This window comes from Dactylosporangium sp. NPDC051087 (assembly GCF_055586325.1).
The window spans coordinates 132,144-144,244 of record NZ_JBVJIJ010000017.1 but is presented as its reverse complement, the minus strand read 5'-3'; the positions used below and the strand labels follow the sequence as shown (position 1 = coordinate 144,244).

8 protein-coding genes are annotated in these 12,101 nt (G+C 75.3%); 4 read left to right on the top strand and 4 right to left on the bottom strand.

Annotation, left to right across the window (positions count from 1 at the left end; all coding sequences use genetic code 11):
• Positions 1-8: 8 nt before the first annotated feature.
• Complete coding sequence (locus tag ACZ6TV_RS30690) at positions 9-863, top strand: ricin-type beta-trefoil lectin domain protein (RefSeq protein WP_465300771.1); 855 nt, start codon at positions 9-11, stop codon at positions 861-863.
• A gap of 49 nt (positions 864-912) precedes the next feature.
• Positions 913-2,001: a HEAT repeat domain-containing protein gene (locus ACZ6TV_RS30685; RefSeq protein ID WP_465300770.1), complete on the top strand. Its 1,089-nt coding sequence runs from the start codon at positions 913-915 to the stop codon at positions 1,999-2,001.
• 9 nt (positions 2,002-2,010) lie between these two features.
• Here ACZ6TV_RS30685 and ACZ6TV_RS30680 read toward each other — a convergent pair whose 3' ends face one another.
• The 4 genes from ACZ6TV_RS30680 to ACZ6TV_RS30665 all read right to left on the bottom strand — a co-directional run bounded on the left by ACZ6TV_RS30680 (position 2,011) and on the right by ACZ6TV_RS30665 (position 8,888).
• Positions 2,011-2,544: a hypothetical protein gene (locus ACZ6TV_RS30680; RefSeq protein ID WP_465300769.1), complete on the bottom strand. Its 534-nt coding sequence runs from the start codon at positions 2,542-2,544 to the stop codon at positions 2,011-2,013.
• A gap of 154 nt (positions 2,545-2,698) precedes the next feature.
• Positions 2,699-7,207: an FtsK/SpoIIIE domain-containing protein gene (locus ACZ6TV_RS30675; protein ID WP_465300768.1), complete on the bottom strand. Its 4,509-nt coding sequence runs from the start codon at positions 7,205-7,207 to the stop codon at positions 2,699-2,701.
• Positions 7,204-8,394, bottom strand: coding sequence for a hypothetical protein (locus ACZ6TV_RS30670; protein ID WP_465300767.1), 1,191 nt, complete (start codon positions 8,392-8,394; stop codon positions 7,204-7,206). Before ACZ6TV_RS30670 ends, ACZ6TV_RS30675 begins: the two co-directional genes overlap by 4 nt.
• Positions 8,391-8,888 (bottom strand): sigma-70 family RNA polymerase sigma factor, encoded by a 498-nt coding sequence (locus ACZ6TV_RS30665; protein ID WP_465300766.1) that lies wholly within the window; start codon positions 8,886-8,888, stop codon positions 8,391-8,393. Before ACZ6TV_RS30665 ends, ACZ6TV_RS30670 begins: the two co-directional genes overlap by 4 nt.
• A gap of 226 nt (positions 8,889-9,114) precedes the next feature.
• Between ACZ6TV_RS30665 and ACZ6TV_RS30660 the strand changes: the two genes are divergently transcribed.
• Complete coding sequence (locus tag ACZ6TV_RS30660) at positions 9,115-9,966, top strand: alpha/beta fold hydrolase (protein ID WP_465300765.1); 852 nt, start codon at positions 9,115-9,117, stop codon at positions 9,964-9,966.
• A gap of 226 nt (positions 9,967-10,192) precedes the next feature.
• The gene (locus tag ACZ6TV_RS30655; protein ID WP_465300764.1) at positions 10,193-12,100 is read left to right on the top strand and encodes a GAF domain-containing protein; all 1,908 of its coding nucleotides are present in this window, start codon (positions 10,193-10,195) and stop codon (positions 12,098-12,100) included.
• Position 12,101 lies beyond the last annotated feature (1 nt).

The window sequence follows — 12,101 nt, the reverse complement described above, 5'->3', positions numbered from 1 at the left end:
GAGCAGCCATGTCCCCGTTCGCCGACGCCTTCACCCGCCGCCCCACCGTGCCCCGCCGCGGCTTCGTCCCGGCGCCCCGCGTGTTCGTGGTGTCGGGTGTGGTACTGGCCGTGGCGGCCCTGCCGTTCATCCTGCCCTCGGGTCCCGCGGCTGACGCCGGCCGCACCGCCGCCCCGGGCTTTGTTCCCCGCCCCGCGGCGGCGACCTCGACCTCTGCGACGCCGCCCGCTCCCACGGCCGGGCCTGCCGCCTCCAGCTCTCCCACGCCCCCCGGCGGCTCGGGCGGCAACGGCTCAGCCGGGCCGGGGGCCGGCTCAGGCGGTTCGGGCTCCGGCGCGGGTGCCGCCGGGTCAGGTGCCGGCGGGTCGGGTGCGGGCGGTCCGGGCTCCGGCGGCACGGCGACCGGCGCCCAGGCGGGCGTCACCACGACCGCGGCTGCCCCGGCGAAGACCACCGCCAAGGCCGCCGCCCCGCCGCCCTCGATCCCCGGTCGCGCGATCGTCGGCGTCCAGTCCCGGCTCTGCCTCAGCGCCGCCGCGGGCAAGGACGGCACCGCCCTGGTGATCGCCACCTGCAACGGCTCCGCCGCCCAGCACTGGGAGACCCTCCCCGACGGCACCATCCGCTCCGTGAGCCTCTGCATGGACGCCGCCTGGGCCGGCACCGACGTCTACACCGTCGTCCAGGTCGCCTACTGCAGCGGCAACCGTGCCCAGCAATGGCGCCTCAACGCCTCCAACGACCTCGTCAACGTCAACGCGGACAAGTGCGCCGACGTCATCGAGCGCCGCACCACCACCGGCAGCCCCGTCAAGCTGTACTGGTGCAACGGCCAGGACAACCAGAAGTGGTTCTGGCGCTGACCGTTGTTGTTCCGGGAGCGGCTGTGGCGCGGCCATTAGCCTCATGTACGTGGACGATGCGGACGAGGCCGCGCACGCGCGGCGGGATGCCCTGCTCGAGGAGGCGTTCCTGGCCGAGGAGCCGTGGGATCGCCGCCGGGCGCTGAGCATCCTGGCTCGCGACTGGCTCGCCGACCCCGACGTCCGCGAGTTGCTGCGCGAGTGCGCCCTTGGCGATCCGGACGGGGACGTCCGGGACGCGATGCTCGAAACCATCGCCCACCGCGGTCGTGCGGAGCCGGAGACGGTCGAGTGGCTGTTCGCGCTGGCGACCGGTGCCGATGAGCGGCGGCTACGGCGAACCGCGCTCGTCCAGCTCGCGCAGTTGCGTCCCGCTGATCCGCGGGTCCGGCCCCTGGTGCGGGTCCGGGCGGTCGACGACCCGGATGGTTTCGTTCGCCGCCAGGCCGTCGCCGCGTACGCGAGCGGCTGGCGCGACGAACCGGGCACCGTTGCGTGGCTGCTGGAGCGCGGCGTGGCCGACCCCGACCACAACGTGCGCCGGCAGGTGGTCAACTCGCTGGCCCGGCTGTGGCCGGGCCAGCCGCGGGCGGGCGCGCACGTGCGCGAGCGGGTGCGCGAGGACGGACACGGCGCGGTGCGGCACGAGGCGGCGTACTGGCTGGCCCACGGCTGGCCCGACGCGCCCGGCACCGAAGCGGTGCTGCGCCGGTGCGCCGTCGCGGACCCGGCCGAGGAGGTCCGCCGGTGCGCGATCGACGTGCTCGCCGGGTCGGCCACGCATTCGCCGCTGTACGAGTACCGTCCCGGCCTGTGGCGTGACCGCCCCGGCGTGGTGGCGCTGGTTCGCGAGCGCGCGCTCGACGATCCGTCGCCGCTGGTGCGCCGCGCGTGCCTGGAGACCCTCGCCGCCGGTTGGACGGCCGACCCGCGAGTGCGCTCGATGCTGCGCGAGCGGGCCGTCGCCGACCCGGACTGTTCCGTGCGTGTCGGCGTGTGGGAGGCACTGGTCCGCCGGTGGCCCGCCGATCCATCCACAGTGGACCTCCTGCGGGAGCGGGCCGCCGCCGAACCCACCGACCTGGGGCGCCGCAACGCGCTGCGTGTTCTCGCCGAGGCGTCCGGTTGCGCCGAGTAGGCGCCGGCGTCACAGATCCAGGCGGTACCCCAGCCGCAGGCGCAGTTCCACGCACACCTCGTCGGCCGGGATCGTGTAGACCGCCGGGCCGCCCCAGTCGGCGTACTCCCGGTCGTGGTCGGCGATGTCGTTCTCGGACAGGTCGAGCAGGGTGAGCCTGTCGAGGGCCGCCGCGCGCAACAGTGCGCCCAGCCCGCCGCAGCGTACGTTGCGCAGTACCAGTTCCCGCAGGGCGGGCAGCGACGCGTCAGCCAGTGCATCGAAGCCTTCCGGCGTCACCGGGTTGCCGCTGAGGTCGAGCCGGGTCACGGTGGTGCGCAGCGGGCTGTTGGTGAGTGCGCGGATGCCGTCGTGGCCGACCGCGTTGCCGACCAGCTCCAGGTGCGTCACGGCGGTCAACGCGGGGTTGGCCGCCAGTGCCGCGGTCCCGCTGTCGCCGAGCTGGTTGTGGTGCAGCGCGAGCCGCTCCACGTCGGCGAACCGGGTGTCGGTGCGCAGCAGATCGTACGAGTCGGGCTCCAGCCCGACGTCGCGCAACGTCACGACCGGGTCTGCGCGGCCCGGCTCAGCTGTTCGGCCAGCTCTCGATGCCCATCGCTCATGCGGTCTGCGCCTCTCCGTGGGAAGTACCGGTCGTCGACCGTAGCGACCCGTTGCTACGGTGCGGGACGCGGGCTCGCGGCGGCGAGACACCTCCTCAGTCGCGGAGGACGGTCAGGGGGACCTGGACGGCGATCGCCGTGCCGGCGGGGCCTGAGGTGTACGCGCGGCCGACCGGGGCGGCGCCGCGGACCTGGCTGGAGGTCAGGCGGGCGCCGATGGCGTCGCCCTCGGTGACTGACCTGGGGGCGAGGAGCAGGCCGCGGCGGGCCCGGCGGGCGGCGGTGAGCCAGGCGCCCAGGCCGATCGAGAGGGCGTCGGCGGCGCCGGCGTAGACGATGGACTGGCCGTGGTCGCGGCCCGAGGTGGCGACGGCCCGGAGTACCTTGTCGGCGGCGGGGGTGGTGAGCAGGTCGGCGTCGTCGACCAGTACCACCGCCGGACCGCGCAGCTCGGTCAGCGCCGCCTGCACGGCGTCATTGCCCGGGTCGGGGTCGGTGAAGAGGCGGACCTGGGCGTGCCGGGCGAGGGCGCGCAGTGGTGACTCCCGCGGGGTGAACACGATCAGGCCGGTGCCGCCGGCCAGCAGCGACACGGCGAGGGTGGCCAGGGTGTTGCTGCGGCCGGTGCCGGGCGGGCCGCCGACGTAGAAGGCCGACGTGGTGGCGAGGTCGACGCCGACCGCGGTGCCGTCGTCGCCGCCGACGCCGAGCAGCCCCCACATCGGGCGGCGCAGGGGCGCCGGGACCTGCTCGTAGGCGTCGGTGAAGGCGATGGTCGTGGGCAGGCCGGCGACGGTGAACGGCCTGTCCTGCCCGGGGGTGCCGGCCGCGGCCCCGATCCTGCGCAGCGCGGCGGCCTGGGCCTGGCCGCTGTGGTCCGGGTCCAGGAGCGCGACCTGCGTCTCGGTGCGGGACAGCACGTGCCAGCCGCGGCCGGGCACGATCGTCGCCGGGACCTTGCTCGGCAGGATGCCGACGAGCTGGTAGTCGTTGCGGTCGGCCTGGCGCAGCAGCAGCTTGTGGTCGTTGTGCGCGGCGAGCCGGCCGCCGAGCAGGGCCCGCTCGGAGGTGGCGACGACGTGGATGCCGGCGGCGGCGCCCTCCCGCACGATCCGGGTGACGTCGCCGAGGAGCCGGCCCTGGTCGTGCTCGTCGAGGACCGGTGCGAGGGCGTCCCAGCCGTCGATGAGGAGCAGGATGTGCGGCGGCCGTTCCGCGGCGGGCAGCCGCCGGCGCAGCTCGACGAGCCCGGCGCAGCTGAGCGCGGCGCAGCGCTCCTGCCGCTCGGTGAGCTCGCGGGCCAGGCGGCGCAGGAGGCGTTCGAGGCGTTCCATGTCGTGCCGCGACACCACCGCGCCGCAGTGCGGCAGCGCCTCGAGGGCGGTGAGGCCGCCGCCCGCGGCGTCGATGCCGTAGAGGTGCACGTCGCGGACCTTGGTCCGTTGTGCGGCGGCGCCGGCGATGGTCCGCAGCACCTGGGTCCGGCCGGAGCGCGGCGCGCCGATCACGTAGAGATGGCCGAACGTGCCGAGGTCGACGGTCGCGACCCGGCGCTGCTGGAGCTGCGGGACGTCTTCGAGCGCGTACGGGATCAGCGGCGGCACGCTCTCGTGCACGGCTGTCTCCCGCTGGACGGTCAGCTCCGCCAGCAGCGCCCGCTCGTGCAGCGCCGGCAGCCATGGGCTCGGCTGCGGCACCAGGTCGGCGAGACCGGCTGCGGCCTCGTTCACGGCGGCGACGAAGACCTGCAGGTCCGTCGGCACGAGGGCGGCGGGGGCGTGCGGGTCGACGTCGGCGACGGGCAGGTCGACGGGGCGGCCGAGCCGCTGCCACGACAGCTCCGCGGTGCGCAGCGGCGCCGCGGCGGCCGGCGCGGCGTCCTCGGGGTGCCGGCCGGCGCCGACCCACGCGGCCTGGAACGGCACGGTCGTGCGGTGCCCGGCGCGGACCAGCGCCCGGCCCGGGTTGCCGGGCGAGATGGTGACGGCCTCGCCGGTGTCGATGATGTCCTGGCTCTCCACCGTGTCGGTGACCCGCAGCGCGATCCGCAGGTTGGTGTTGGCCTTGATGTCGGGGGTGACCGCCCCGGCCGGCCGTTGCGTGGCGAGGACCAGGTGGATGCCGAGGGACCGGCCGCGCTGCGCGATGCCGATCAGGCCGGGCACGAAGTCCGGCACCTCGCGCACGAGGGTGGCGAACTCGTCGATCACCAGCAGCAGCCGCGGCAGCCGTGGCAGCGCCGGGTCGGCGGCGCGTTTCGCCCGGTACGCGGGCAGGTCCTTGCACTCGGCGTCGGCGAGGATCCGCTCCCGGCGGCGCAGCTCGGCGCCGAGGGAGTCCATCGCCCGCTGCACGAGGTGCGCGTCGAGGTCGGTGACCATGCCGAGGGTGTGCGGCAGGTCGGCGCACTCCCGGAACGCGCTGCCGCCCTTGTAGTCGACGAGGACGAAGGTCAGCTCGTCTGGGCGGTTCGCCGCGGCGAGCGCCGCCACGAACGCCTGCAGCAGCTCCGACTTCCCGGACCCGGTGGTGCCGGCGACGAGCCCGTGCGGCCCGTCGCGGACCAGGTCCAGCGCGAGCGGCCCGTCGTAGCCGCGGCCGAGCACGAACGTGGTGCTGGCCGGCCGCTTCTCCCACCGGCGCAGCAGCTCGGCGGGGTCGGGCGGCTCGAGGTCCAGCAGCTCCAGCAGCCGCACCTCGCGGGGCAGCCCGGCGTCGTGCTCGGGGCTGACGTCGCGCAGCGGGGTGAGGCCGCGGGCGAGCCACTCGCACCAGCCGGCGTCGACCAGGTCGGCGCGGATGCCGGTGAGGTCGGCGTTGCCGGTGCGGCGCAGCGTGACGGTCGTCGCGGCGGCCACGACGACGGCGGTGCACTCCTCCGGCAGGAGCCGCTCCTGCTCGTCGAGGCAGATGCTGAAGAGGCGGACCCGCGGACCGTCGGTGAGCAGCTGCACGACGCCCGGGACGTCCCGCAGCTGGCGGGCGCCGTCGAGGATGACGAGCACGTCGGGGTCGGTGAACATGGCCTTGCCCAGCGACGAGCCGAGTGCCCGTTGCCGCGCCTGCAGCTGGGCGACCAGCTCGGCGACGCGGTTGGCCACGCTCTCCGGGTCGTTGCCGACGCTGACCATCGGGCCGCCCCCACCGGCGGGCCGCAGGTGCGGCAGCCACCGGACCCAGCCCCAGCCGTCGCTGCGCTGCGGCTCGGTGAGCACCACCACCCGCAGGTCCCGGGGGCTGTGCAGGACGGCGCTCTGCGCGACGAACCACCGCGCCAGCGCCTGCACCGGCGCGGTCGGGCCGGCGACGCCGACGACGCCGTATTCGGCGAGCTCCAGGCCGACCGGCACGTCCTGGATGTTCCAGCGCACCGTGCGGTGGTTCTCGTCGCGGCCCGGGTCGTCGATCTCCTTCACGGACGGCAGGTCGGCGGTGCCGAGCCGGACCAGCAGGTGGTCGGGGTCCCGCCGGCGCCGCTCCCACAGCCGCACCCCGGGGCCGGTCGCGACGAGGCCGAGCGTCGCCGGATCGGGTCCGGTCACGCAGCGCACGTGCCGCTCCTGCCGGACCGCCCCGTGGATCTCGCGTTGCAGGGAGTCCATCCGCAGCCGGTACCGTCGCCACTGGTCCTCGTGCTGTTTGCGGTTGCCGCGCCGGCCGACCATCCAGTTGGTGACCGCCATGACCGGGGTGAACAGGATGAAGACCAGGTAGAAGTACGAGCGGAACACCCCGACGAGGACCAGGCCGAGCACGATCGGGGCGACGAGCATCAGCATCGGGAAGGGTTGGCGCGGCGGCTTGGTCGGCGGGTTCGGCAGCCGCACCCGCTCGGCGTCCAGATGCGGCGCGATCCGCGGCGGCCGGTTGTAGTCCAGGCTGATCCCGTCGGCGGCGTCGGTGACCGCGGCGTCGGCCGCCACCGGGGCGACGAGCCTCAGCAGGACCGGGCCGACGGCAAGGTCGGTGCCGGGCGCCCAGCGCCGGCTGGGCTCGTCGTCGCTCTGCGCGTCCGGTACGGATGGCCGCCCGGCGGTCTCGACGGTGATGCCGGTGTCCGGGTCGAACGCGTACGGCGGCTCCACGACCGCCGGTCTGACCTCGCCGTCGTCGCCCGGCTCGCGGTGCCACGTCACGGTCCCCTGGGTGCAGACCGTCACCCAGAGCCCGCCGGTGGGCGCGTCGGGGCCGTCGACGCTGATCGCGCAGTGCCCGGCGGTGCCGATCTCCCAGCTGCCCGGGGTGAGCCGCCACGTCCGGCCGGCGGCCGGGCCGGAGACCGCGTGCAGCTCGACGAGCACCGGCCCGGCGTCGGCCGGGTCGGGCCGGACCGGGTGCCGCCGGACGGGCCGGCCCAGACCCAGCACCGCTCCCGACCGGATGCCGGAGCCGTGCACCGGCGCGGAGAGGGGCACCTCGACGCCGTCGAGGTACACCTTCCTGGCCGGACCGGCGCCGGCCAGGAACCTGGCCGGGCCGCCGTCGCCGGCGGGCCGGTCGAGGGCGGCGCTGAGCTCGGCCACGGTGCAGGCGCCGGGCAGGTCGACGAGGTGGTCGCGGCGCGTCCCGTCGATGCCGTCGACGGTGGTGAGCGTGAGGTTCACGCCGGTGTCCCCCTTGTCGCGGACACGCCGGCGGCGGGGCGTTCCGGCTCGTCGAACTCGTCCTCGTCGGGCGTGGTGGCGCTGACCGGCCGGATGGGCGGCGGCTCCCCGGCGCCGGCCGAGTCCCCCGGTGGCTCCCCGGCGCCGGCCGCGTCCCCCGGCGGCTCCCCGGCGCCGGCCGCGTCCCTTGGCGGCGGCACCGCTGCCGGCGTCGTCGCCCGGGCCGGCGGCCGGGGCGACGGGTTGTCGAGGGAGGCCACGAAGGCGTCCTCGTCGAGGAGCGGGCCCGTGTCGGGGCGCCGGGGCGCGGGCGGGATCGTCGCGAGCGTGCGGACGACCGATCTCGGCAGCGCGGTGACGTCGAGGACGAGCGGGGTGCCGGCCGGTCGCACGAGTCCCGTTCGGTCGGCGGCGAGGAGCCTGGCGTGGCCCTGGGCGCCGCCGATGCGGACGGTGCGCAGATCGTGGCGCGTGCCGGCGGGTGCGCCCGCGCAGATGAGGAACTCGCTGGCCGGCGTGATCGGCTCGCCCTCGAACCTGGGATGCACGCCGGGGCCGATGGTGACCGCGCCGACGGGCAGGCGGGCCTCGAGCTGGGCGGCGATCGACTGCACGAGCGCGCGGCCGGTGCGCTCGTCGCCGGTCGTGGCGACGGTGGCGGGGCCGGCGGCCAGGTCGAGGAACACCACGCCGCCGCGGGCGTCCTCCACGCCGGCCGCCACCAGCACAGCGGTCGCGTCGCCGGGTGCGTCGACGTTCGGAGGGGTCCACCACAGCAGCGGGTCGTCCTCGTCGGCGGTCCACGGCGAGCCGTCGGGGACCTCGCCGGGCGCCCCGGCGAAGTACACGCCGACGGCGTCGCCGGCGAGGATCACGGCGTAGGGCTGCCGCCGGCCGGGCAGCGGGATGCCGCGCAGCGCCGCCTCGGCGGTCGTCCAGGTCCGCGGGTCGGCGAGCAGTCCGCGGAGGAGTTTGAGCCGTCGCCGGTACCGCCACCAGCGCCGGACGGGCCGCCCGAACGCCGCCGCCGTCCGCCGCGCCTCGCGGGCGAACCGGCGCCGCACCACCCGCCAGCCGCCGGCCCGCCGCACGGCGCGCTGGAGCAGGACGAGGGCGAGCACGAGCAGGCCGAGGCCGCCGAGCAGGGCGCTGATCGGCCCGCGGTGCGCCGACAGGAACGCGATCATGCCGCCTCCCTCAGGGCGACGCGCATGGCCCGCAGCGCGTGGTGGGTGCGGGACTTCACGGTGCCGCCGGGGATGCCGAGGGCCGCCGCGGTGTCGTCGCCGCCGCGGCCGAGCAGGTGGACGTGCACCAGGACCTCGCGGTGCTGGGCCGGCAGCTGCCGCAGCCCGTGCATCAGCAGGTGCCGGTCGGCGACGGTCTCGGCCAGGTCGCCGCGGTCGGCCCGCTCGGGGAACAGGTCGGCCGCGATCCCGATCGGCACGCTGCGGTCCTTGCGCCAGGCGTCGACGACGAGGTTGCGCGCGATCCTGAACAGCCACTGCCGGATCGGCCGCTCGGCCCAGTCGAGCCGGTCGGCGTGCTGCCATGCGCGCAGCAGGGTCTCCTGGACGATGTCCTCGGCCTGGTGCAGGTCGGGGGCGACGAGCCGGGTGACGTAGCGGTGCAGGGCGGCGCGCTGTTCGCCGAGGTCGCGGGCGGCATCGCCGGAGGTCACGTTGGGCGCAGCCTTTCGCGTGCATTTCGTGCGAAGCGCCCGGGTCGTCGCTCATTGAGCACTTCGGCGCCCACACTTACAGCGCCGGATTGCCTAGGGGTAGCCGAAGATGAACATGGTGTGTCCGTTCATTGACTGTCAGCTATTCAGTGCCGGTGCGCGCCGCCGCCGATGAGTTTCGGGGCGCTTCGTCGTACCAACGGTGAGACGACGAAAGGAAGCGGACATGATGGTCGAGGCAAACGGGGTGGAGCTGTGCGTGGAGACGTTCGGCGACGCGGGCGACCCGCCGGTGCTGCTGATCGGCATTTCGATGCTGACCTGGCCGGACGAGCTGTGCGCGGCGCTGGCCGAGCGGCGTCACGTGGTGCGGTACGACCTGCGCGACACCGGCCGGTCGACGTTCGTGGACCCGGACGCGCCCGGATACACGTTGCGTGACCTCGTCACCGACGCGTCGCAGCTGCTGGCGGCCCTGGACCTGGGCCCGGCGCACGTGGTGGGGACGGGGGCCGGCGGGTTCGTCGCGCAGTTGCTCGCCCTCGACCACCCCGGCCGGGTCGCGACGCTGACGCTGGTCTCCACCCGCCCGGTCGCGCCCGGCCCGGTCGATCCTGACCTGCCCGACCACGACGGTGAGGTGATGGCGCGGCTGTTCGGCCGACCGGCGCCGGACTGGACCGACCGCGACAGCGTCGTCGACTACATGGCCGGGTCCGCGCGGCTGCTGCTGGGCTCGCGAGGCTACGACGAGCGGGACGTCCGGGCCGCCGCGGGAACGGTGTTCGACCGGGCGGCGCGCACCGCGAAGGCGCAGCGGGCCAGCCACCTCGGCACCATGTTCGCGGCGATCGACTGCGCACCGCGCTGGCGGGAGCGGCTCGGCGGGATCACCGCACCGACCCTGGTGGTGCACGGCGACGAGGACCCGTTCTTCCCCCACGGCAACGGCGTGGCCCTGGCCGGCGAGATCCCGGGCGCCACCCTGCTCACCCTGCCCGGCATCGGCCAGGGCCTGCCGCGCGTGACGTGGCCCGTCTTCGCCGCGGCCTTCGCCGACGCGCTCGCCGGCGACTGAAGGGGCGCCGTCCGCGACGGCCACGTCCCCATCGGCGGTGTCGCCGGCGTCCGCCGTACCACCGCCGCGGCAAGGGATCCGGCGGCCTCCGGGCCTGCGCTGACGCTGCCGTCGGGGCATCGCGCCGGGAGTACCGTTGGGCCTGGGTTCGCCGGGCATCTCCGGTCGAGTGGTGGCCGGCTTTTCACTGCGTCGTCACCCGAGTCGCTACCCGCTGAGGAGCGCGATGAGCAGCGCGATGGGCGGGCTGACCCGCCGGATGGTCCTCGCTACCGGCGCGCTGCTGCTCCTCGTGGGCGGCGCCTTCGGGATTCTGCTCATCTCGATCAGCGAGCAGCGCGAGACCGCCCGGCTGTCCCGGCACGCCGAGGAGGTCTTCCACACCGCCGATCAGGTCCAGCGGCTCTCCTCCGACACGCTGACCGCGCAGACGCAGTTCGCGGTCAGCGGCGACCCGGCCTTTCTCGGTCGATGGCAGGCATCCCAGGCCGCGCTGCCCGGCACGACCGTCCGTCTGGAGCAGCTCGCCCGGACCCCGCAGCAGCGCGACCAGGCGGAGCTGATCACGCGGCTCACCGGATCATTCGTCCAGGACTACTCCGCCCCGGCAGTGGACGCGGCCAGGCGGGGTGACCGGTCCGCGGTGAACACGCCCACGCTGCAGGAGGGCAACCGCCGCCTCGACGAGATCCGGGTCGAGCTGGACGACCTCAGGACGAGCGAGCTCGGCGTCATCGGGGCACGCGGCCGGCAGGCGGACACGATGGCCGACCGGGAGATCATGGCGGTCGTCGCCGGCATGGTCGGGTCGGTGCTCGTCGTCGCCCTGGTGGCCGGCTACCAGTCCCGGCTCATGATCCAGCCCATCCGCCGGGGGGCCGTCATGGCCGACCGGCTCGCCGGCGGCGACCTCAGCGCACGGATGCCGGCGACCGGCAAGGCCGAGATCGGCCAGCTCGAGCGGTCGTTCAACATCATGGCCGAGTCGCTGGAGCGCAGTCACCGCGAGGTGGCGCAGTTCGTCGACACGCAGACCGCCCTGCGGCGGATCGCCACCCTCGTCGCGCGGGGGAGGACGCCGGACGAGGTGCTGGGCGCGGTGGTCGAGGAGATCGCGCGGCTCACCGGCACCGAGACGTGCCGCATCGTGCGGTACGAGCCCGAGGGCGACGCGACCATCATCGCGGCCTGGGGCAGGCCCGACATGGATCTGCCCGTCGGCAGGCGGGTCCCGCTGGAGGGTCACAACGTCGCCGCGCTGGTGCTCAGCACCGGCCGGGCCGCCCGGATCGACGACTACGGCAACGCACCCGGGCCGCTCGCCGTCCACCTGCGCAACCAGGGCGTGCGTGCGGCGGTCGGCGCGCCGATCCACGTCGAGGGCCGCCTCTGGGGCGTCGTGATCGCCACCACGATCAGCAGCGCGCCGCCGCCGCCCGACGCCGAGGCGCGCCTCACGGACTACACCGACCTGATCGGCACGGCCATCGCCAACACCCAGACGCGCGCCGACCTGGTCGCGTCGAGGGCCCGCTTCGTGCTGGCCACCGATCAGGCCCGCCGGCGGATCGAGCGGGACCTGCACGACGGCGTCCAGCAGCGCCTCATCTCGCTCGCGCTGGACATCCGCCGGGCCGAGGCGGACGTACCGGCGGAGCTGCCCGACCTGCGGTCCCAGCTGTCCGGAGTGGTGGACGGGCTCACCGGCACGGTGAACGACCTGCGCGAGCTGTCCCGCGGGGTCCACCCGGCGATCCTCACCGAGGGCGGGCTGCGACCGGCGCTCGCCGCCCTGGCCCGACGCTCCCCGGTCGCGGTCCACCTCGAGGTCTGCCTGGCGGACCGCCTTCCCGAGCCGGTCGAGGTGGCCGCGTACTACGTGGCCGCGGAGGCGCTCACGAACGCCGCCAAGTACGCCCACGCCACGTCCATCCAGGTCGGCGCGACGGTCGCCGACGGGTGCCTGCAGGTGACGGTGACCGACGACGGCGTCGGCGGCGCCGACCCGGAGCGCGGTTCCGGTCTCATCGGCCTCACCGACCGGGTCGAGGCACTCGGCGGGAAGATGACCGTCGAGAGCCCACCCGGTCAAGGCACGTGCCTGTGCGCGCAACTGCCCCTGGATCAACTCTGAC